This is a genomic window from Campylobacter lanienae NCTC 13004, assembly GCF_002139935.1.
GTDB classification, from domain to species: Bacteria; Campylobacterota; Campylobacteria; order Campylobacterales; family Campylobacteraceae; genus Campylobacter; species Campylobacter lanienae.
In genome coordinates, this window is the sequence record NZ_CP015578.1 from 1,147,120 (window position 1) to 1,168,843 (window position 21,724).

The window sequence follows — 21,724 nt, forward strand, 5'->3', positions numbered from 1 at the left end:
TTATGCTTTATAGTTATCGATAAATTTAACAAGTTTTGCAAATGCTTTAATTTTTGGCAAGATCCAAATACAAATTATTACAACTAAAATAAGAAATAAGCTCAGAAAAAATGTCCCAACACTAAAAGTTTTTATACTACCAAGAAGTCCCATTATAGATACAATCAAAACTAGCCATACTACAATCTTTTCTATAGTTGAGTTATGTTTTGTGGTTAAATAATCCTTAGTATGATTTTTTAAAGCATGTATATGATAATATCCAGCTATTGGTTTTGGCTCTGATATCACGCTAATTTCATCACCATCTTCAAAAAGCCTTTGGTTTGTAAGTAAAAATTTAGAATTATTACTTTGATAAATAAAAGTTTTATCCCCTATTTTAAATGTATTAGTTTTTTGGAAAATCGTTTTTATATTGCCTTTTACGCTACCTGTTCAAGAAGTGTCGATTTTGCCTTCTGTGCTAGATGTGATGCTCTCATTGTTTTGGTGTATAACTCCATGAAATATCTTATATGTTGATTTTATACCGGGGTCCAATTCTACACATTTGTCATAATCTCTTTGTTGAGTTGCTGAATTTGGCGTATTTGAGTTATTTTGTAAAGAACTTTGTCTAATATTTAAAACTATAAGCTCCTTTGCAACTCCATCTTCTAATTCAAAATCCACTTCTAAGCCAATTAGATCATCAATGCCTTGTGAATTTTGTATATCTGACATAGAAAAGGTATATCTCTTGCCATCTTCAGCTCTCAAAACACCTTCGCTTAATATTCTACCTTGCATATATTTCTCCTGATTAAATAGGCAAAATTATACTTTATATGCCTTTGAATTTGCTTAAGTAATTTTAATTTATTTAGAAGATAAATTTAAACATAAAAATTATTTTTTAAAAACTGATTAATATACAATCTACTTTTGCCACTTCCATTTACCATAATATAAATATATAGTTATTTAGTATCATTTATATTATTCATACAGCAAAAACTCTTATATTAAGCCTTTGATTTTATCTATTCTACCTAATTTAATCTTTAAAAAGCGGATAACGCTAGCTCAAATTAGCTAGTATATCACATCTATTAAATTATATAGCATCTTTGAATTCTCTAAGAAATGATTTTGATTTAGGTTTTCTAGCTGGTTGTAGCATTATTTTTGCTTTCTTGTTTGCTTATGAATACATTCATTGTTTAAGCTATTAATTTCATCCAAATATTTCATCTGTCTTTTATAAGTGTTGATGAAAAATTCAATATATTTTGTATAATCACCAGTTTCGTAATAATCGATCATAGTCAAACGATATAAAGAATAATCTTCTTTTTTACTATCTATTATCACTAAAGGCATAATATTGTCATTTTTTAATAAAATGAATTGCATAACTCTTGCGGTTCTTTTATTGCAATCTTCAAAGTATTGTAAATAGCATAAATTGTTATGTAAATATATAGCTCTTTCAAAAGGATTAGTTAAATTTTTATATTGTGAAAATAAAAATTTAAGCTCTTCTCTTAATCTTTCACCGCTAGATAAAGGTATATAAGAAGAGCCTGTTATGCCAGTAAGATTTCCATTTCTCATAGCTCCTTCATTTTGTTTTAAAACTAAATCTTGCGATATGATGCTATGCAAAAAATGTATAGTATTTAAATTTACTTCCATACTATTTCTCATAATTTCATTAAATGAATTGCGTAAATTTATAATCATTTTTGCGTCTGTATATTTTTTGCCATTTGCGGTAATTCCATCTTCTATGAGTGCTAAGGTATCAGCTTTGGTATAGGTATTTCCTTCAATTTGAGCCGATGAATAGATAAAATCAAAAGAGATTTTATCTATCAATCTAGCATTATTTGTAAAATCATTTAATGGAAATTCATTAGCTAAAAATTCTAATTTTTCTTTTTGATTATCAGAGAGAATTACGCTATTATTTAAAAAATTTGGATTGTATAGCATTTTATCTCCTTAATTTTTTATTTGAAAATAATGTTTTACCATCGTGAAAATTAATTGCTTCAAGCAATAGTTCTTCATTTCTAATAGATGAAAAATGCTTTTCTACTGCTACATCTAAAATTTTATTTTTGCGTTCTTTAACTATTGTAAATAAAAATTCTTTATGTAAATCAGAAATATAAGGTGTATTTTCTATAATTTCTTTAATTTTTATCAAATCAATTCTAAATGTAATTGTTCGTAATGCCTTTATGCAATCTAAATTATCAGTATTCAGTAAAAAATGATACGGATTTATTTTAACATTTTGATATTTTATGGCTGAAGTTGGATATATGTAAATTCTTTGCTCTAATTCATCTCTATTTGTTAAAATTTTTCTCATCAAATTTTCATCTGCTTGTGGATATAAGCAAGAGCCACAATCGTAAATTGGAGCAATCATATGAATATTATCAGTTTCATCAATCAAAAATCCCCAGTTTCCATTGTGTCTATCAAAATTACCCAACAAACTATCAGCTATAAACATATTCCAGAAAAATTGTTTTATTTCATCATTTTTAATATTCAATTGTTCTTGAGTATCAATTGTCTCTAAAATATCAGATAATTCAGTATCATAGCCACCGCTTGAGCTTTCTATTATTGTATTTTTTAAACTAGCAAAATCAGAAAAAAATTCATTTTTCTTTCTAAAATCCTTACAAGCTACTACAATTTTATCATTATATTTTCCAAGCATTGTATCTTGTGAATTCAGACCTAATGTTTTTAAAATTTTACAAGATACATATTCTGATACACAAGAATTAGCATAACTCAACTCTATGTTTTTTTTTGGTTTTGGTGGAAATTTTAGCATATAATTTTCATCATTGTAATATATGCCTATTTTAGAACCATTAGCTCCATTGTAAGTTCTAGCATTTCTTTGGCAATTGCTAAAATCTATCTCTTCCATACTATATTCCTAAGTATTTATCTCTTAGATAATCTGCGACTTCTTTTGTAATTTCATAACTATGTTGTGCGGAATTGATAGAGCCATAGAGTTCGCCCCAATAAATATCCAATCTAAGTTTAGGATTAATATCTGAATTCTTGTAATTTACAAACTCTTTAATATCTTTTTGAAGATAAAGTGGCAAAGTTCTTTCATCTAATTCCATAATTTACTCTTTTTCTATAATTTTAGAACCATTATCATCAAATTTAATGATTAAATTCGATTATAATACAAAATAAAGCAAAATAAGTCAAGAAAACCAATAATAAATTTAAAATAGATTAAATAAATAGAAGATATCAAATGGTGGTTAGAGGCAGAATCGAACTGCCGACACGCAGATTTTCAGTCTGCTGCTCTACCGACTGAGCTATCCAACCACCTTAAAAGTGAGTTGAAATTATATTAAAACAAAGCTTAAAATCAAATAAAATTCAACACAAAAATTAAAATTACAAAATCTGTGATATATACTCTTTAAATTTATCCCCACGCTGGGCATATGAACTAAACTGATCCAAGCTAGCACACGCTGGACTTAACAAAGCCACATCATCTTTTTCCATCATTTTATCTATCAAATTTACAGCGTTTTCTAATGTCTTAGCATTATATACTGGCGCATTCAAAGACTTAGCAATCTTAGTTATCTCATCGCAATTTGAGCCTATAGCATAGATCTTAGCCCCTTGATTTACCGCAGCCACAATGGCCTTTTTGATACTTACGCCCTTATCATCTCCACCGAGTATTATGTGTATTTTTTCGCCTTTATATCTTGCTAAGGCTTGAAGAGTTGCGTCGATATTTGTAGCTTTGGTATCATTTACCCATAACCTACCTTTACTATCTCTTAACTCTTCTAGCTTGTGCGGCTCAATGATAAATGTATTTAACAGTTCTATACTCAATGTGCTAAATATGATATTTTCGATAGCCAAAGCCATAATCGCATCCATCAAAAATGGCACTCGAAAATCAATCCTACCAATATCAATATTAAATTTATTAGCCAGATCAATCTCATCTTCATACCCTATAATCTTAGCGTGAGATTTGATCTTTTCATAGCATTTTGGCACTATAGCCACGCTACCTTCTCTCATCATTGATAGCGGTTTTAGCTTGGCATTTTCATACTCTTTAGCACTACCATGCCAACTTATATGATCATCGCTAATAGGCAAAAGCGCATAGATATCAGGAGAGGCAAATTTGGTATAATGGATAGTAAAAGAGCTAGTCTCTAAAATCCAAATTTTAGCCTTCTTGCCCACTAAATCACCAAGTGCAATTCCCACATTACCACCCATAATTGCCCCACGATCCCTTAATAGATGCTCAGTCATTTTAGTCGTTGTAGTCTTGCCATTTGTACCACTAATCCAAATACTTTTTGGGGTGGAATTTCTAAAATAATCATACTCGCTTATGAGATTTTTAGCCGATTTTATCAGCTTATGAGATGGCGGAAATCCAGGACTTGGAATCTCCAATTCACTAAGATTAGGATCAAATTTATCAATCGGTAACAAAGCATTACCATACTCATCGCTACTAGCTACTTTAAATTTATCATCATAGATATTCCAGCCACCGCTTTTGGCGATAGATTTTGTTGTATTAGCATATCCAAATAGAGATTTTATCATTATTTTACCTTAATTTTAATGCGATTAAAGCGATCAAATTTGCCACCAAAGCTATCATCCAAAACCGCACAATAATCTTATTTTCGCTCCATCCCTTCATCTCGAAATGGTGGTGTAAAGGTGCCATTAAAAATATACGCTTTTTTCTAATCTTAAAGCTACTAACTTGTAAAATCACAGATAGGGTCTCGACGACAAAGACAAATCCTATGATTATCAGCAAAAGCTCATTTTTTGTCACAATCCCCATATATCCGATAAACGCACCGATACTAAGGCTACCACTATCACCCATAAAAACCTCAGCCGGATAGCAATTAAACCACAAAAATCCTAGCAAGGCCCCTATCAAAGCAGTTACTAAAATCACTATCTCGCCTAAATTCACAACCTTAGGTAACAACAAATATGAACTATAAACAGCATGTCCCATCAAATAAGCAAAAATCCCCAAAGTCACAAGCCCCAAAATCGAAGGCACACTAGCAAGCCCATCTAATCCATCAGTTAAATTCACAGCATTAGAAGAAGAAGTAAGCACCAAAACCCATAAAACAATAGAAAATATAGATATATCACAAATTGAGTATTTATAAAAAGGCAGATAAAACATCGTATCTAATGAGCTAAAAAAGTATAAAAAACCAGCAGTTGCTACCCCTAATAAAATTTGAAATATAAATTTCACTCTAGCGGTGATCCCAGCGTGATTTTGCCTACCTACTATCTTGCTAAAATCATCATAAAATCCAAGCAGACAAAATCCAGCCAAGACAAAAAGTCCGATAAGAACAAAGCTATTGCTTAAATTCGCACTAAATAGCGTAGCCACGATAGCACAACTTATAAAGACCACGCCACCCATTGTAGGGGTTTTACCCTTTTGCTGATGGGTTTTGGGAGCTAACTCATAAATTGGCTGATTGGCGTTTTTCGCCCTAGCCCACGATATAAATTTAGGCATAAAAAACAGAGTTAAAATAAAAGCTAAAAAAAAGCTAATCTGAGCCCTAACCGTCAAATAGCTAAAAAAATTTATCCCAAAAATATCATAAATATAATAAAGCACCAAATTTCCTAAATGATTATTGAATTTTTAAGGCTCAATTATATAAATTTTTTTCTAAAAAATCGTTAAATATGGATAAAAATTCAAAAAAATTATAGATATTTATAAATTACTGATAAAATTACGGGCTAAATTTATATATTTGCTTAAAATCAGGAGGAATTAACCTAATGAGCAAAAAATCTATACTAGTTATAACCGATGGGATTGGATACAATCCTAATGATACATTTAACGCCTTTAACGCAGCTAAAAAGCCAACATATGAGTGGCTAGAAAAAAACGCAGCTAAAAATTATCTTAAAACCAGCGGCCTAGCAGTTGGATTACCTGATGGTCAGATGGGAAATAGCGAAGTCGGACACATGACGATAGGAAGTGGGAGAATCTTATATCAAAATTTAGTTAAAATTGATAAAGCTATACTAAATAACGAATTAAAAGAGAATAAAGCTCTAAAAGAGCTATTAAATAAGGTAAAAAGAGTCCATATAATCGGCCTATATAGCGATGGTGGCGTTCATTCTCACCTAAATCACTTTGATGCGATAGCTCAAATTTGCTTAGATGAGGGCAAGATAGTCTATACTCACCCTATCACAGATGGTCGTGATGTAAGCCCAAAAAGTGGATTAAATTTTATCAAATCTTTACAAAACAAATTTACCATTGCCACAATCAGCGGTAGATTTTACGCTATGGATAGGGATAAAAGATGGGATAGAGTCAAACAAGCCTACGATGTAATAGCCAAAAACCAAAATATCCAGAGCATAAAACCAGATGAATATATCCAAAATTCATATAATAATGATATTTTTGATGAGTTTATAGAGCCTGCTAGTTTTGTCGATTTTGGCGGGATTAAGGCTGATGATGGAGTGATATTTATCAATTTTAGAAATGATAGAGCTAGAGAGATTTGTGCTGCTTTGGCTGTTAGTGAATTTAATGAATTTAAGCGTGAAAATATCTGCGAAAATTTAATTACAATGACAAATTATGATGATAAATTTAAATTTCCTATAATGTTTGAAAATGATGATATTAAAGATACTTTAGCTGAAGTAATAGCTCAAAATGGCCTACGCCAGCTCCACACAGCCGAAACCGAAAAGTACGCTCATGTCACCTTCTTTTTCAATGGCGGAAAAGAGGATTTAGTAGAAAATGAATCAAGAGTCTTAATCCCTAGTCCAAAGGTCAAAACATACGATGAAAAGCCACAAATGAGCGCATATGAAGTTACTCAAGCTGTCCTTAATGGGATTGAAAATGGGATTGATTTCATCGTTGTCAATTACGCAAATGGCGATATGGTCGGCCACACGGGCAATTATGATGCCGCTATAAAAGCCGTTGAAGCTGTGGATGAGTGCCTTGGCAAGGTGATAAAAAAAGCTATTGAAAATGGCTACTCATATATGCAAATTAGCGATCATGGCAACTGCGAAGCTATGAAAGATAGTAGCGGTGAACTTCTTACAAATCACACTACATTTGATGTATTTAACTATATAATTGCCGATGGAGTAACACAAATAGAGTATGGCGGATTAAGCAATGTGGCGCCAACTATATTAAAATTGATGAATTTAGAAATTCCAAAAGTTATGGATAAACCACTATTTTAAAGGATAAAATATGAAATTTAGCGGAAAAAATGTATTAGTAACCGGCGGTAGTCGTGGGATTGGTGCTGAAATTTGTAAAGTTTTGGCTAGTTTTGGGCTTAAAGTTTGGATAAATTACAGATCAAATCCCGATATTGCTGATGCTCTAAAAGCCCAGATAGAAGCTGGTGGCGGTAGTGCTGCTGTGGTGAAATTTGACGCTACTAATGAGGCGGAATTTATCGAGGCTATAAATTTAATAGTCCAAAGCGATGGCGAGTTAAGCTACCTTGTCAATAACGCCGGAATTACAAACGATAAATTAGCTCTTAGAATGAGCGTAGATGACTTTAATAGCGTTATTGATGCGAATTTAAAAAGTGCTTTTATAGGCTCTCGTGAGGCATTAAAAGTAATGAGTAAAAAACGCTTTGGCTCTGTAGTAAATGTCGCTTCAATAGTTGGTGAAATGGGAAACGCAGGCCAAACAAACTACTCAGCTAGCAAAGGTGGTATGATAGCAATGAGTAAAAGCTTTGCCAAAGAAGGCGCTAGTAGAAATGTGCGTTTTAATAGCGTAACTCCTGGCTTTATCACTACTGATATGACTAGTGAATTAAGCGATGAGATCAAAGCAAATTATTCGGCAAATATCCCACTTAAAAGATTTGGCGAGCCTAGTGAGGTAGCTAATGCGGTGGCCTTTTTATTAAGCGATTACGCAAGCTACATTACCGGCGATACGCTAAAAATAAACGGCGGATTATATATGTAGCAAACTTTAAGGCAAATTATAGTAAGATTACACTCATTTTTATTTTTTAGGAGAAAATTATGGCAATATTTGACGAAGTTAGAGATGTTGTAGTAGAACAACTTAGCGTTTCAGCTGATGCTGTAAAAATGGAGTCAAAAATCATAGAAGATTTAGGTGCTGATTCATTAGATGTTGTTGAGTTAGTTATGGCTTTAGAAGAGAAATTTGATGTTGAAATTCCAGATAGTGAAGCCGAAAAACTAATTAGCATCGCAGATGTTGTAAATTATGTTGAAGGTCTAAAAAAATAATTAAAATATTAAGTGATTAAATTTAAATTTTAGGAGAAGTAGCATTGAAAAGAGTGGTAGTAACTGGTTTAGGTATGATAACTGCGCTAGGTCTTGATAAAGATGTATCTTTTAAAAATATTTGCGATGGCAAAACAGGTGTAAAAAAGATAACCCTATTTGATGCTACTGATTTTCCAGTACAAATAGCTGCTCAAATAGATGATTTTGATCCAGCTACTATAATGGAGGCAAAAGAGATAAAAAAGGTAGATAGATTTATCCAGTTAGGCTTAAAAGCCGCTAAAGACGCTATGGATGATGCGAATTTTAAAGATTTTGATCCAAGTGAATTTGGCGTTAGCTCAGCTGCTGGTATCGGTGGCCTACCTAATATAGAAAAAAATTCCAATATATGCTTAGAAAAAGGCCCTAGAAAAATATCTCCGTTTTTTATCCCTTCTGCTTTGGTAAATATGCTTGGTGGATTAGTTAGCATAGCTCACAATCTTAAAGGTCCAAATTTATCTAGTGTGACAGCGTGCGCTGCATCAACTCACGCTATATGCGAAGCAGCCAAGACAATTATGATAGGCGAGACAAAAGCTATGCTAGTTATTGGTGCTGAGTCTGCTATCTGCCCTGTAGGTATCGGCGGATTTGCCGCTATGAAGGCACTATCTACAAGAAATGACGATCCAGCCGCAGCATCAAGACCATTTGATGCCAATAGAGATGGCTTTGTAATGGGCGAAGGTGCTGGAGCATTGATATTAGAAGAGTATGAGAGTGCTATAGCTAGAGGGGCTAGAATTTACGCTGAAATAGTCGGTTTTGGCGAGAGTGCAGACGCACACCATATCACAAGCCCTAGCTTAGATGGCCCACAAAGAGCCATGAGTAAAGCCCTATCAATGGCTGGAGATATCAAAATTGACTATATCAATGCTCACGGCACATCCACTTCAGCAAATGATGCTAACGAAACTGCTGCTATAAAGGCCGTATTTGGCGATAATATCCCAGCTATTAGCTCTACTAAGGGTCAAACAGGCCACTGCTTAGGTGCTGCTGGTGCCATAGAAGCGGTAATCTCTATCATGGCTATGAATCAAGGTATCATCCCACCTACTATCAATCAAACAGATAGAGCGCCTGAGTGTGACTTGGATTATACTCCAAATTCAGCTAGAAAATCTGAACTAAATGCTGTTATGAGTAACTCATTTGGCTTTGGTGGAACTAACGGCTCAGTCATATTCAAAAGGCTAAAATAATGGCTAGCTATCTTGATTTTGAAAAAGGTATTCAACAAATTGATGAGGATATAGCCAACGCTAAGATTAAAGGCGATGAGCACGCTATTGAGATACTAAGTAAAAATTTAGAAAAAGAGATAGCAAAAACATATAAAAATTTAAATGAATTCCAAAGATTAAATTTAGCCAGACATCCAGATCGCCCTTATGCGCTTGATTATATCAGGGCTCTTCTGACTGATAGCTATGAAATTCACGGCGATAGAACTTACGCTGATGATCCATCAATTGTCTGTTATAGTGGCTACATAGGCAATAAAAAGGTAATTGTCATAGCCGAACAAAAAGGCCGTGGAACAAAATATAAAATTATGAGAAATTTCGGTATGCCTCATCCTGAAGGCTATAGAAAAGCTTTGCGTGTAGCTAGATTGGCTGAAAAATTTGAAATTCCTGTAATATTTTTGATTGATACTCCGGGCGCTTATCCTGGTGTTGGCGCTGAAGAGCGTGGTCAAAGTGAAGCTATAGCTAGAAATTTATTTGAGCTTAGTGAGCTTAAAACTAGAACAATAGCAATTGTAATTGGCGAAGGTGGTAGCGGTGGTGCTCTTGCTATTGGTGTTGCTGATCGCTTGGCAATGATGAGAAATTCTGTATTTTCTGTGATATCACCAGAGGGTTGTGCGGCGATTTTGTGGAATGATCCTAGTAAAAGCGAAGCCGCTACTAAAGCTATGAAGATCACAGCCGATGACTTAAAAGAGCTAAATTTAATCGATGATGTGATAGATGAACCTATAATGGGAGCTCACAGAGATAAAGATGGTGCTATATCAGCAGTTGGTGAATATATCAGAAATCAACTTGAAGAGTTAGAAAAATTATCTATAGATGAAGTTGTAAGTGCTAGAATGGCAAAAATATTATCTGTCGGAGCTTATGAATAGTTGAGTATTTAGCCAAATTTGGTATGAAATTTGGCTTGATTTTAATCCATTTTTTTACCCAAATTCTACCAAACTAACTTATCAAATCCAAAATATCTTTAACTATTTTAAATAATCTAAATTTAATTGCTCTATGTTACTCATATCAATTATCTCTTGAACGCCATCTAAGAGATGATTTAACGGCACACCCAAAATCTTAGATATTTCTAAAAGATGAGCGATATTAAAATGCGCACCATTTAGACAAATTTCAGCAAAACTAACCACGCTTACAGATTTATATCCCATCTCTAAAGATAGAGATAACTGCGAGATCTTACGCTCCTTTCTAGCTTTTGCTACATTTTGACCTATTTTCTTATAAGCTTTTAAAATTTGTTCTTCACTAAGCAAAAAATACCTTATTATTATAAGTTGTTCTTATTATTACTTAATGTGTAACCCTATATCAACTTATTATAATAAGTTGAACTATATTTTGATTAATAATATTATTTTTCGCTTAAAAATCAACTAAAAATTCAACTTCTATAAAAATGCGGAGGAATAAAATGGCCTTACTATCCATCATAATACCTTTTGGAACTAGCAAAGAGAGACCATATATAAAAGATAGAGTAATAAATAAAGCCAATGAGTATAGATCAAATGATTTAATTGAATATATTTTTGTCGAAGGGTTTTCGTCATTAGAGCATCCTGAGCTTAAAACTCTTATTCAAAGCAATGGTCATCGCTATTTTAAAGACGAAATCCAGCAATCAAATAAGGCTTTTTGCTTAGGTAGGTGTAGAAATTTAGGCATCATTAACGCTAATAGTGATGTGGTAATGTCTTTGGATGTTGATTGTATTATTAGTAGAAAAAATTTAGAAAGTATTTTAAGATTAATTAAAATAAAAGAGATAGATAAAAATCCTAACGCTTTTTTAATTTTGCCTTGTATCTTTTTAAATGAATTTGGAAGTGAAATATTACAAAATTACAATTTTGATTTGTGGGATAATATGCTTATAGATGATATGATTTATGAGCGTAAATTTATCAAATTTATCACTCCAGCTTCAAGCACTTTTATAATGAATCGTTTTAAATTTTTAGAATTAGGCGGGAATGATAATGGATTTGTGGGGCATGGATATGAAGATTTTGATTTGATGATGCGAATTTTAAAAAATTGTGCTAGTTTTGAAGCAATGCCTGATAATTTAGAATTTGATTATCGAAACTGGAGTTTTAATGATTATAAAGGATTTAGAGCCTTGTTTTCACTAGTAGGTCAAGAAGCTTGTATGCATGGAATTTATCTCTATCATCTTTGGCATATTGAGCCCAATCAAAATGGATATTTAGACAATAGAGAACTTAATCATAAGATATTTTATCAAAAGCTTAAAAATTATAATAATATTTTTGATGATGAACCTGATCCATTAATCGAAAATGAAGCTAAAAATCGCAACGCTTTGGCGTTATTCACACAAAATAGTTTAGTTTATAGAAGTTTAAGAGAGATTATGCCTTATTTTGAAAAATTCATTTCAGCCAAAGAGTATATATTTTTTAATGAAGATGATAAATTTGATTCTCAAATTTTTATGAAATTTTGGATGAAAAATAATATTACTCATCTGATTTTTCCAAATTCGCATGGCAATGACAAAAGGCTTGAAATTTTAAAATTTTTAAGAGCGAATAATCTGCCTTATATTGTTTTTGATAGAGGTGCTTTGCCTGATTCTTGGTTTTTTGATGAAAAAGGCTTTAACTATGACTCTACTTCATATGATGAAAAAAATTGGAATAAGCCATTAAATGAAGAGCAAAAAAGCAAAACAATTGCTTATATACAAGAGGTTTTAAATGCTAAGAGCTTTTTAGAAAAGCAAGGGGCAAGGCAAGGAAGCGAGGAGTTAAGACGCAAATTTGGCTTAAGACATAAAAAGATAATTTTCATCCCTTTACAAGTAAAAAATGATTCTGTAATTAATCATTTTACCTATGAGCCATTTTCTTATGATAATTTTTTAAATATTTTAAATGAAGTAGCAAAAAAACTTTCTATAGAAAATATCGCTTTTGTGGTAAAAAAACACCCTTTAAGTCTAAATGCAGATAAAACAGCTTATGATAATCTAATCTTTACGCACGATAATGCGAATTTAATAGACCTTTTGGAGCTTTGCGATGCGGTTTTGACTTTAAATTCTGGAGTTGGTCTCTATGCGATTTTAGCTAAGAAGCCTTGTATAGTTTGTGCGAATGCTTTTTACAGATTTGACAATTTAAATTTACAAGCCAAGAGCAAAGATGAGCTTTTAGAGCATATATTAAATATAACAGATGGAAATTTTAAATTTGATGAAGATAAAGCTTTGAGATTTATACACTATTTAAGATATGAATTTTATAGTTTTGGGAAGAGTTATTATAAAGAAAGAAAAGAAAAAGGGCGTATTTATACTAGTGTTTATAAGATCGAATTTTATTCTTTGGTGCTTTTTGGTAAAAAAATTTTTAATTTTAATAGTTTGGAAAAGCAAAAATATAGATTAAATTCTCCTATATATAAGCCATATATCTATGAGATTAAAAACGGCATAAAATCTAAAAATATTTTACAAAATACAAACTATAAAAATGCGATACAAGCCAAATTTTCGCATCTAAAATTTTATAGATTATTTAGAAAATTAATCACAAATCCAAAAGATTTTGTAATGGATAGCAAAAATCCACTCATGAAACCAATAAAGTCAATTTTAAGGAGAAGTTTATGAAATATGGAATTTTACTCGCTGCTACTAAAGATAGTGCTTTTACCATAGGCACTTTGCTTGTAAATATAAAGGATAAAATGGATATTTCACAAATAATATTTTATATTGTAAATGATGGATTTAGCCAAAATGATAAATCCATAATGCTAAATATTGCCCCAAATATTAAATTTATAGATTTTACAATTGATGATTTTAAGAGAAATATTAAAAAATTTAATACCAACTTTAATCTTGATAAGCAAAGTGATATATTAAATCGCTACACTCATATGAGCTATGCTAGATTTGAGGCTTTGAAATTTCTAGATGAGTGCGAAACTATTATTTATCTTGATTTTGATATGCTCTTGCTTAAAGGTATTGATGAGTTAAAACAAGTAAAAGCCAAAGACTATGAAGTTGCTTGTTTTAGGGGCTCTGCTAATATGATTATGGGGGGGGGTAAGCTAACTCCTACAAAATATGCTGATATCAAAAATTACTCTACTGGCATCATCGTTTTTACTGATAATATAAAAAATCCTTATGAATTTTATGATTTTATTTATAAATTTATTGCTGAAAATGAGAAATTTTTTGATGAAGCTAAGCTTGGTGATCAATTTTTATTCTCCTTATATTTATTAGAAAAAGGATTAAAAATTTATGAGCTAGATGATAACTACTATGGAAATATCTCTTGGGTAAAAAGCAAAAATGCCTCTATTATCCACGCTTGGGGGCAGAATAATCGCTTTTGGAATAACAAACTTTGTGCGCTTGCTTGGCCATCTTGGAATGTATATTATCAAAATTGGCTAAATTTAGGTGGTAGTGCTTATGAAAAAGGCTTTGTAAGCTTTTTAGAAGTGCCTGAAAGTGGCGGGGAGGTGTTTCAGTATTTTGAAAAAATAGCTTTAGCTAAGAGAATTTCGCAAATAAAATTAGATAATCAAGAGATGATTATTGATATTGACTTTAGCAAAAAGGTTAAATTTCATCTAGCTTTCATTGAGGATTTTAGATTTTATATCTATTCTAAATCGATTTTCACATTTATACTAGAGTGCGAATTTAAAGGCAAAATCGCACAAAGTCTCACTATACCAAGATCAGAGCTTAACAAAGCCTTAAAAGAGTTTATCAATAAAAACTTAATTTGATAAATTCTAAATCGCCATAAAGGGCTTAGCCCTTTGGCTAAATTTATTTTTTGCTCTTTTGCGATCTTAAATTTCTAGCTAAATCGCAAGACTCATTTTCACCATTATTACAAGCGATTTGATAAATTGTAATAGCCGTATCAATATCTTTTGTTACGCCATCACCATAGACAAACATATCAGCAAGTTGCTTACAAGCAGGAATATACTGAAATCCATAACAGATCATATCATAGGCGATTGCAGCGCTTTTAAAGTCGCCACTTTTATAAATTTCATCAACGAGTCTTTTACATTTTGATGGATTATTAAGTTTGGAGCACTCATTATAAAAGCTCTCTATCTTGGCTTCTATCTGTTCTTGGCTCACCTCTATTTGCTTTGGCTTGGTGGTGAGCGTGGTTTTTTGGAAACAACCAGCTAGGATAAATCCAGCTAAAATCGCTACAATAACGCCTCTCAACTCTCTCTCCTTACTATATAATATGTCTCTTTTGGGGTTAGTTTTTTGATTATAATTTTATATTTATTAGCCCATGATTGGACTATTTCGTTGAATTCATCTATGATTTGTGGTATTTGGCTTTCGCATTTTATTTTAAATTTATCTTCGCTATTAGATAGAGCGACAAAACCATCTAAATGCTTGATCTTTTCATGTAAATTTATAATATGTTCAATCTCTCTTTCATCAAAATCACAAGCTGATAAAACCCTTTTAACCTGCTCCAAAAGTGGCTCATTTACATTATATCCAAGCCCTGTTAATACTACCTCTAAACTCATTATATCCCCCTAATTTTGTGTTTTTTGGCTGATCAAAACCGCTTCTATAATCTTTTTAATATCGCCATCTAGCACCGCATCAGCTTGAGAATATGCGATATTACTTCTATTGTCTTTTACCTGTTTATATGGGAATAGGACATATGAGCGAATTTGATGCCCCCAACCCATTTCGCTCTTTTCTACTGAGTCGCTAGCGGCTCTTTGTCTCTCTAATTCAAGCTCATAAAGCCTTGATTTTAGCATTTTCATAGCTGTGGCTTTGTTTTTGTGCTGACTTCTATCATTTTGGCACTGAACTACGATACCTGTAGGTATGTGAGTTATGCGGACTGCGCTCTCTGTTTTATTGACATGCTGACCACCTGCCCCACTAGCTCTGTAATAATCTAACCTTAAATCCTTATCTTCTATCTCTATAGCTATATCATCATCAACTTCAGGGCTTACCATTACACTTGAAAAGCTTGTATGGCGGCGTCCTGCACTATCAAATGGGCTAGTTCTAACAAGACGATGGATGCCATTTTCAGCCTTTAAATATCCATACGCATTTTCACCTTTGACAATGAAGCTTACATCTTTAATACCAGCTTCATCGCCCTCTTGAAAATCCAAGGTTTCTACCTTATAGCCCTCTCTTTCACAAAATCTCAAATACATTCTATAAAGCATACTCGCCCAGTCATTGCTCTCAGTCCCGCCGGCTCCAGGATGGATAGTAACAATAGCATTTTTATTATCATCTTCGCCGCTAAGCATCATAGAGACTTCTAAATTTGTAATTAAATCTTCTAAATTTTCTGAATCTTCAAATAGCGAATTTATCGTATCAAGATCGTTTTCTGAATTTGCTAAGTCAAATAGCTCGGTTGCGTCATTTAAAGCATTTTGAGCATTTTGGAATTTGCTTAGCATTGAATTTAGCTTGGTTTTCTCTTTGCCGATTTGGCTAGCAAGCTCTATATCACTCCAAAAGCTTGGCTTTTGCTCTAAACTCTCAATCTCAGATAGCCTAGACTCAATGGTTGAGGGATTTATAACCTTAGCGATATTATCAATTTTTATTTTTAAACTCTTTAAAAGCTCGTTATATTCGTAATTATCCAAAGTTTTGCCCTTTAAATTTTTGGCGAAATTCTATCTAAAATATGGTTAAAATTTGATTATTTATGGTAAATATTTCTCAAAATTTATGCTAAAATTACAGATTAAAAATTCCAAAAGAGAGTATAATGCAAATTTTAAAAACCATATCCCAACTGCGTGAGTTTAGATCTAAATGCTCTGGTAGTGTAGGTTTTGTGCCGACAATGGGGGCGTTACACGCTGGCCACGCAGAATTAATCAAAAGCTCCGTAACTCAAAATGATCATACAATTGTAAGTATATTTGTCAATCCAACGCAATTTTTAGCCGGTGAGGATCTAAACAGGTATCCTAGAACGCCTGAAGCTGATATCAAAATTTGTGAGTTGTGTCAAGTTGATGCGGTATTTATGCCTGAAGTTGATGAAATTTATAGCGAAGATGAGCCAAAGATTATAGCACCAAAAGAGCTTAGCAGCGTGTTAGAAGGCCATTCTAGGCCGGGGCATTTTGATGGAGTTTGTACTATTTTGACTAAATTTTTTAATCTTATTAAACCTACAAATGCCTACTTTGGTAAAAAAGATACCCAACAGCTTTTAATCGTTGAAAATATGGTAAAATCACTATTTATGGATATTAATATCATTGGGGTTGATATAGTAAGATCTAGTGATGGACTAGCCTTATCAAGTCGAAACTCATATCTAAATGATGATGAGCTAGCTCAAGCTCTTAAACTATCTAGGTCATTAATGAAAGCTAGTAATCTAATCAAAGCCAATCAGCTAAATTCAATTGAGATTAAAAAATCTATGAGTAGTATTTTGGAGCCTTTAAAGGTAGATTATATCGAAATTGTGGATAAAAACTTAAAGCAAATTCAAAATATAGAGCTAGGCAATAGCATTATTTTGGTCGCTGCGTATGTCGGCAATACAAGATTAATTGATAATTTGTGGGTGTAATGTGGCAAATTTATATTTAGTTTCCCTTGGGTGTAATAAAAATTTAGTTGATAGTGAGATTATGCTTGGTAGGCTGGGCGCTTATGATATAGTAGATGATCCAAATGATGCTGATGTGATGATAGTAAATACCTGTGGTTTTATAGAAGATGCCAAGAGTGAGAGCATTAGCACTATTTTGGAGTTGGCTAGCTATAAAAAGCCAAATTCCGTCTTAGTAGTGACAGGTTGTTTGATGCAAAGATATCGTGATGAGCTTATGCGTGAGCTTCCTGAAGTTGATATATTTACTGGTGTGGGGGATTATGCTAGGATTGATGAGATCATCCTTAAAAAGCAAAATTTATTTAGTCCCGATACATATTTACAACCTAAAAATACCAAAAGAGTAATCACCGGCTCAAGCTATCACGCATATATCAAAATTTCTGAAGGTTGTAATCAAAAGTGTAGCTTTTGTGCTATTCCAAGCTTTAAAGGCAAGTTAAAAAGTAGAGATATCGATAGCATAGTTGCTGAAATAAAAGAGCTAATTAGTAGAGGATATAATGATTTTAGCTTTATCGCTCAAGATAGTAGCTCATTTTTGCGTGATTGTGGCAAGAGTGATGGGCTAATTGATTTGATCGATGCGGTTGAAAAGATAGATGGGATTAATGCTGCTAGGATTTTGTATCTATATCCAACTAGCACTAATGAGAGACTGATACAAAAAATCATAGACTCAAAGGTCTTTGTAAATTACTTTGATATGCCTATTCAGCATATTAATGATGAGATGTTAAAGATAATGCGAAGGGGTGCTAATAAAGATAAAATTATAAATCTTTTAAATATGATGAGATCGGCGCCAAATAGCTTTTTGCGAACTGGGATTATAATAGGCCATCCTGGCGAAAAAGATAGCTATTTTAATGAGCTTTGTGAGTTTTTGCGTGAGTTTAAATTTGATAGAATTTCAGCTTTTGCCTACTCTAAAGAAGAAGATACCCTAGCTTATGATATGGAGCAAATAGAGCCTAAAATAATCACACAAAGGCTAAATAAGATTGAAAAGATCATAAAATCCGTAATTGATGAGAGCTTCAAAGGCTTAGTTGGTCGCACTATCAAAATCCAAATCAATGGCGTAAGTAGCGAAGGGGAGATGTTTTATGGGGCTAAAGCTGTGATTTGGGATAGGGATATTGATGGTGAGATTTTAATAAATGATAGCCAAATACCAAATCCAAAAGTTGGACAAATTTATAATTGTCAAATCACTGAATATGCTAAAGATAAATTGATTGGGCAGATCGTTTGCGATTAGAGCTTGAATATTTACAAAACAAAAAACCACTTCTAGCATTCTCGCATGGAGTTGATAGCACGGCGTTATTTTATCTATTAGATGATGCTGGGGTGAGCTTTGATTGTGCTATGGTAAATTATCAAACTCGCCCTACTAGCTTAAGTGAAGAGCTAAGTGCTAAGGAGTTATGTAAGAAATATCACAAAAATTTATATATTCATAGGGCAAATTTAAAGCTTGAAAACTCAAATTTTGAAAACAGTGCTAGAGATATCAGATATGAGTTTTTCGCTAAAATTATGTGTGAGTATGATTATGACGCACTTATTTTAGCTCATCAACTCAATGACTCTTTAGAGTGGCTGCTTATGCAACTAAGCAAAGGTAGTGGCGCTGTGGGGCTAGCTGGTATGATGCCTAGGAGCAAAAAAAGAGTTAAATTCCAAAATATAACCAAAGATATAGAGATATTTCGTCCACTTTTAGGGGTGAGTCGTGATGAAATTTTAAACTATCTAAATAGCAAAAATATAAGATATTTTATAGATAGCTCAAACCAAAATCTCAAATTTAAACGAAATAGAATTAGAGCTGAATTTAGTGATAAGTTTATATCGCAATTTGCTAGTGGAGTTAAGAGAAGTTTTGAACTTTTAAGAGATGATGCGAAGATATTATTAGGTGAGTTTGAGTATGATGATGGAGAGATTTTTGTGCTTCAAAAATCTTTGAATTCATCAAATTTAATAGATCAAGCTTGTAAAAAATTAGGTGTATTGATGAGCCAAAAGACAAGAGAGTTAAGCACCCAAAATGACTGCGTAATCTCTCATAAAATCGCAATCACATCAAACCAAAACTACTATTTCATCGCTCCATATATCAAAACAACAATGGATAAAAAGACAAAAGAGCGTTTTAGGATTTTAAAGATTCCACCCCTACTTCGCCCATATCTATCACTAAATTCGCATAAACTCAACGCTCTTGATAGATTTTTATCACAAAGCTAGTCTCGATATAATCATCTTTGGATTTCATCTCTATAGGGAAATTTACATTAATTAGACTATCATAATTCTTTAAATCCTCTATAAAATCATATAAATTTTGCGGATTTTTTATCTTAGCACTTACCCTAACTTGGTTAATTATATATCTAGGGTCATCATTTAAAATCGTAGGTCTAGATAGATAAACATTGCTAAAATACTTCCCGGCCATGCTGATAAATTTCATCTCATTAAAGCTGTTTTTTAGCACATTTAAGGCTCTTTGGTGTTCTGATTTAAGACTCTCATAAGCGGCTAAATTCTCATTATAAATTTGCTCTATTTTGGTTAAATTTATCCTTTTTTCGCTATTTATTTCGCTTGCTTGTTTGTATTTATCAATAGTTGGCATCGCTATAGAAAATACCATAATAAGCATAAAAATAATAAAAATTAGGCTAAAAATCGTTAATTTAGTGATATCAATGTTATCTAAACTTCTATCTATTCTCATCTATTTCACTCTCCATCTGTGTGCTTATCTTGCTAATATTAACAAAGTTATACCATCCATTAGGAAGTTGATAAAATGTAGTATTAGATATGCTAAATATAGATTTTAGCGGTGCTTCAAATAGTAGTTTGAAGTGGTCTTGCGTCGGTGTTACGCCTTTGATTTTCAAAGCATTATCCTCTAAATATAGGCTATTTAGAGTTACTCCATCTGGCACAAGGTTAAATAAATTCATCAAACTCTTATTTAAAATCAAATTTTTATTATAGATATCTAAGCTCATATCTCTTTTTATCAAAGTGATTTTGGTCTCTTCTTCTATCTGCTTGATTGCTTTAAATGTCTCGTCATATTTGGCTTGTAGATCTTGGGAATTTGAGTTTATCACATAAACCCTCATACTCACAAACATAGCCCCAAATATAAACAAAACAGTCAAAATCGCCATCGCACAAAGCCAAATTTTGGTAAAGATAGATAGTATCGGCTTGATTTTAGGCTGGATAAAACTATAACTCATCGCTAATCTCTTTTATCATCATATTATTTAATAACTTATCAATATCGTGTTTATAAATTTTTGTATTTATCATTAGCTCATTTTCAGCCATCACTACAAACTCATTATCCAAGCTCAATCCATCAAAAATTACAATCTCTTCTATAAAATCTCCGCTATAAATTTTATTATGATAATACTCATTAATTGCTAGTTTGATATTGCTAATTATCGTTATCTCCTCGCCAATATCCCTTACGCTATCTTCTAGATTTTTGCTTGCTACTTCCATATCTTCTTGGTTGATATCTTCGAATTCGCCATTACCTAAATTCTCACTATCAAAAGAGTCAAATGAGCCAATATCACCTAAATTATCAAGCTGGCTTAATCTATCTTGCTCCTCTTCTATTACATTATCCAAATCTGCGCTCTCTTCTTTGCTAACAGCCTTATCATAATAGTTAAAATCTTCAATATCTTTTCTAGTATCAAAATATCCGCCAAATTTCATCTTATTAGCATCAAAAATCATAATAGTATTACTATCGTCCATATTTAATAGATATAAGGTTATCCCATCTTTTGGGGATTCCTTGATTAAAGAGTGTAAAATAGCAAATGGTGAGTAGATCAAATCTGGCTTTACAGCTAATGAGTTTTCAAAAAGCTCCAACTCATTATCAGGCACCACGATACTCCAACCATCTAGCTTAACTTTATCAACTAAGTTATATTCTATATTAAATTTTTCAAATTCACTAGCACTAACTGCTGGCAAAGCCCACTGCTTAGGGCTATTTAACATAGCAGCAAAATATAGAGTATGATACTGTTTTGTGCGTTTTTTGAGATAATCTATAAGCTTAGAATCCACCACTCCATTGTCTATCTCAAATACCGCTTCACTGCTATTTAAGATTTTATCACCCTTAATAGCCCGTGAAAAAAGATAGCATTTGCCATCTTTGATAATAGCACTAACATACAAAATGGTCAAAAATCCACGAATCCAAGAGATTAAACCAGACATATTAAACCTTAAATTTTAAAAATTTTAGCCAATTTAGCTTTAAAT

24 protein-coding genes and 1 tRNA gene are annotated in these 21,724 nt (G+C 32.4%); 10 read left to right on the forward strand and 15 right to left on the reverse strand.

What is annotated here, in order from left to right; translation table 11 throughout:
* From CLAN_RS05830 to mraY, 8 genes are all read right to left on the reverse strand, one after another.
* Positions 1–291: a hypothetical protein gene (locus CLAN_RS05830; protein WP_100590813.1), complete on the reverse strand. Its 291-nt coding sequence runs from the start codon at positions 289–291 to the stop codon at positions 1–3.
* A gap of 147 nt (positions 292–438) precedes the next feature.
* Positions 439–792, reverse strand: a complete 354-nt coding sequence (locus CLAN_RS05835) for a hypothetical protein (RefSeq protein ID WP_100590814.1) — start codon at positions 790–792, stop codon at positions 439–441.
* Positions 793–1,164: 372 nt separating this feature from the next.
* A complete protein-coding gene (locus CLAN_RS05840; protein WP_100590815.1) occupies positions 1,165–1,980 on the reverse strand; it encodes a Fic family protein in 816 nt (271 codons plus the stop codon).
* Position 1,981: 1 nt separating this feature from the next.
* Entirely contained in the window at positions 1,982–2,944 is a 963-nt protein-coding gene (locus tag CLAN_RS05845; RefSeq protein WP_100590816.1) for a HipA domain-containing protein, read from the reverse strand.
* Position 2,945: 1 nt separating this feature from the next.
* Positions 2,946–3,152, reverse strand: a complete 207-nt coding sequence (locus CLAN_RS05850) for a hypothetical protein (protein ID WP_086235095.1) — start codon at positions 3,150–3,152, stop codon at positions 2,946–2,948.
* A 141-nt stretch (positions 3,153–3,293) separates the two neighbouring features.
* A tRNA-Phe gene (locus CLAN_RS05855) sits at positions 3,294–3,369 on the reverse strand.
* A 72-nt stretch (positions 3,370–3,441) separates the two neighbouring features.
* Complete coding sequence (gene murD, locus CLAN_RS05860; protein WP_096018377.1) at positions 3,442–4,641, reverse strand: UDP-N-acetylmuramoyl-L-alanine--D-glutamate ligase; 1,200 nt, start codon at positions 4,639–4,641, stop codon at positions 3,442–3,444.
* Positions 4,642–4,645: 4 nt separating this feature from the next.
* Entirely contained in the window at positions 4,646–5,710 is a 1,065-nt protein-coding gene (gene mraY, locus CLAN_RS05865; protein ID WP_096017584.1) for a phospho-N-acetylmuramoyl-pentapeptide-transferase, read from the reverse strand.
* A gap of 170 nt (positions 5,711–5,880) precedes the next feature.
* On the opposite strand from mraY, the gene gpmI reads away from it, so the two are divergent.
* From gpmI to CLAN_RS05890, 5 genes are read left to right on the forward strand one after another with little or no spacing between them, the layout of a single operon-like run.
* On the forward strand, positions 5,881–7,344 hold the full coding sequence (gpmI, locus tag CLAN_RS05870; RefSeq protein WP_100590817.1) for a 2,3-bisphosphoglycerate-independent phosphoglycerate mutase: 1,464 nt from the start codon (positions 5,881–5,883) through the stop codon (positions 7,342–7,344).
* Positions 7,345–7,354: 10 nt separating this feature from the next.
* The gene (gene fabG, locus CLAN_RS05875; protein WP_096027610.1) at positions 7,355–8,098 is read left to right on the forward strand and encodes a 3-oxoacyl-ACP reductase FabG; all 744 of its coding nucleotides are present in this window, start codon (positions 7,355–7,357) and stop codon (positions 8,096–8,098) included.
* Between the two features lie 59 nt (positions 8,099–8,157).
* Entirely contained in the window at positions 8,158–8,391 is a 234-nt protein-coding gene (gene acpP, locus CLAN_RS05880) for an acyl carrier protein (RefSeq protein ID WP_096014038.1), read from the forward strand.
* Between the two features lie 44 nt (positions 8,392–8,435).
* Positions 8,436–9,647 (forward strand): beta-ketoacyl-ACP synthase II, encoded by a 1,212-nt coding sequence (locus tag CLAN_RS05885; protein WP_096019835.1) that lies wholly within the window; start codon positions 8,436–8,438, stop codon positions 9,645–9,647.
* Positions 9,647–10,579, forward strand: a complete 933-nt coding sequence (locus CLAN_RS05890) for an acetyl-CoA carboxylase carboxyltransferase subunit alpha (RefSeq protein ID WP_096014040.1) — start codon at positions 9,647–9,649, stop codon at positions 10,577–10,579. Before CLAN_RS05885 ends, CLAN_RS05890 begins: the two co-directional genes overlap by 1 nt.
* 102 nt (positions 10,580–10,681) lie before the next feature.
* Here the strand turns inward: CLAN_RS05890 and CLAN_RS05895 are convergent, their stop codons facing one another.
* Positions 10,682–10,975 (reverse strand): helix-turn-helix domain-containing protein, encoded by a 294-nt coding sequence (locus CLAN_RS05895; protein ID WP_197736423.1) that lies wholly within the window; start codon positions 10,973–10,975, stop codon positions 10,682–10,684.
* Between the two features lie 158 nt (positions 10,976–11,133).
* Here CLAN_RS05895 and CLAN_RS05900 point away from each other — a divergent pair, with 158 nt between their 5' ends.
* Together CLAN_RS05900 and CLAN_RS05905 are read left to right on the forward strand one after the other, a co-directional pair.
* The gene (locus CLAN_RS05900) at positions 11,134–13,362 is read left to right on the forward strand and encodes a capsular polysaccharide export protein, LipB/KpsS family (RefSeq protein ID WP_172618497.1); all 2,229 of its coding nucleotides are present in this window, start codon (positions 11,134–11,136) and stop codon (positions 13,360–13,362) included.
* Positions 13,359–14,507 (forward strand): glycosyltransferase, encoded by a 1,149-nt coding sequence (locus CLAN_RS05905; protein ID WP_100590819.1) that lies wholly within the window; start codon positions 13,359–13,361, stop codon positions 14,505–14,507. The genes CLAN_RS05900 and CLAN_RS05905 overlap by 4 nt, the downstream gene beginning before the upstream one ends.
* Positions 14,508–14,550: 43 nt before the next feature.
* Here CLAN_RS05905 and CLAN_RS05910 read toward each other — a convergent pair whose 3' ends face one another.
* Genes CLAN_RS05910 through prfB form a run of 3 tightly spaced genes read right to left on the reverse strand, consistent with a single transcriptional unit; the run spans position 14,551 to position 16,403 of the window.
* Positions 14,551–14,970 carry an SEL1-like repeat protein gene (locus tag CLAN_RS05910; RefSeq protein WP_096018375.1) on the reverse strand — a complete coding sequence of 140 codons (420 nt, stop codon included), beginning with the start codon at positions 14,968–14,970 and terminating at the stop codon, positions 14,551–14,553.
* Positions 14,967–15,293, reverse strand: a complete 327-nt coding sequence (locus CLAN_RS05915) for a type II secretion system protein (protein ID WP_096014044.1) — start codon at positions 15,291–15,293, stop codon at positions 14,967–14,969. The genes CLAN_RS05910 and CLAN_RS05915 overlap by 4 nt, the downstream gene beginning before the upstream one ends.
* 9 nt (positions 15,294–15,302) lie before the next feature.
* Positions 15,303–16,403 carry a peptide chain release factor 2 gene (prfB, locus tag CLAN_RS05920; protein WP_096014045.1) on the reverse strand — a complete coding sequence of 367 codons (1,101 nt, stop codon included), beginning with the start codon at positions 16,401–16,403 and terminating at the stop codon, positions 15,303–15,305.
* Between the two features lie 125 nt (positions 16,404–16,528).
* On the opposite strand from prfB, the gene panC reads away from it, so the two are divergent.
* From panC to tilS, 3 genes are read left to right on the forward strand one after another with little or no spacing between them, the layout of a single operon-like run.
* Complete coding sequence (panC, locus tag CLAN_RS05925; protein WP_096014046.1) at positions 16,529–17,350, forward strand: pantoate--beta-alanine ligase; 822 nt, start codon at positions 16,529–16,531, stop codon at positions 17,348–17,350.
* A 1-nt stretch (position 17,351) separates the two neighbouring features.
* Complete coding sequence (rimO, locus tag CLAN_RS05930) at positions 17,352–18,659, forward strand: 30S ribosomal protein S12 methylthiotransferase RimO (RefSeq protein WP_096023455.1); 1,308 nt, start codon at positions 17,352–17,354, stop codon at positions 18,657–18,659.
* Positions 18,650–19,654, forward strand: a complete 1,005-nt coding sequence (gene tilS / locus CLAN_RS05935) for a tRNA lysidine(34) synthetase TilS (RefSeq protein WP_096014048.1) — start codon at positions 18,650–18,652, stop codon at positions 19,652–19,654. Before rimO ends, tilS begins: the two co-directional genes overlap by 10 nt.
* Here tilS and CLAN_RS05940 read toward each other — a convergent pair.
* Genes CLAN_RS05940 through CLAN_RS05950 form a run of 3 tightly spaced genes read right to left on the reverse strand, consistent with a single transcriptional unit; the run spans position 19,620 to position 21,679 of the window.
* Positions 19,620–20,147 carry a hypothetical protein gene (locus CLAN_RS05940; protein ID WP_100590820.1) on the reverse strand — a complete coding sequence of 176 codons (528 nt, stop codon included), beginning with the start codon at positions 20,145–20,147 and terminating at the stop codon, positions 19,620–19,622. The genes tilS and CLAN_RS05940 overlap by 35 nt on opposite strands.
* A complete protein-coding gene (locus CLAN_RS05945) occupies positions 20,134–20,667 on the reverse strand; it encodes a hypothetical protein (protein WP_100590821.1) in 534 nt (177 codons plus the stop codon). The genes CLAN_RS05940 and CLAN_RS05945 overlap by 14 nt, the downstream gene beginning before the upstream one ends.
* Positions 20,657–21,679, reverse strand: a complete 1,023-nt coding sequence (locus CLAN_RS05950) for a hypothetical protein (RefSeq protein ID WP_096027609.1) — start codon at positions 21,677–21,679, stop codon at positions 20,657–20,659. Before CLAN_RS05950 ends, CLAN_RS05945 begins: the two co-directional genes overlap by 11 nt.
* Positions 21,680–21,724 lie beyond the last annotated feature (45 nt).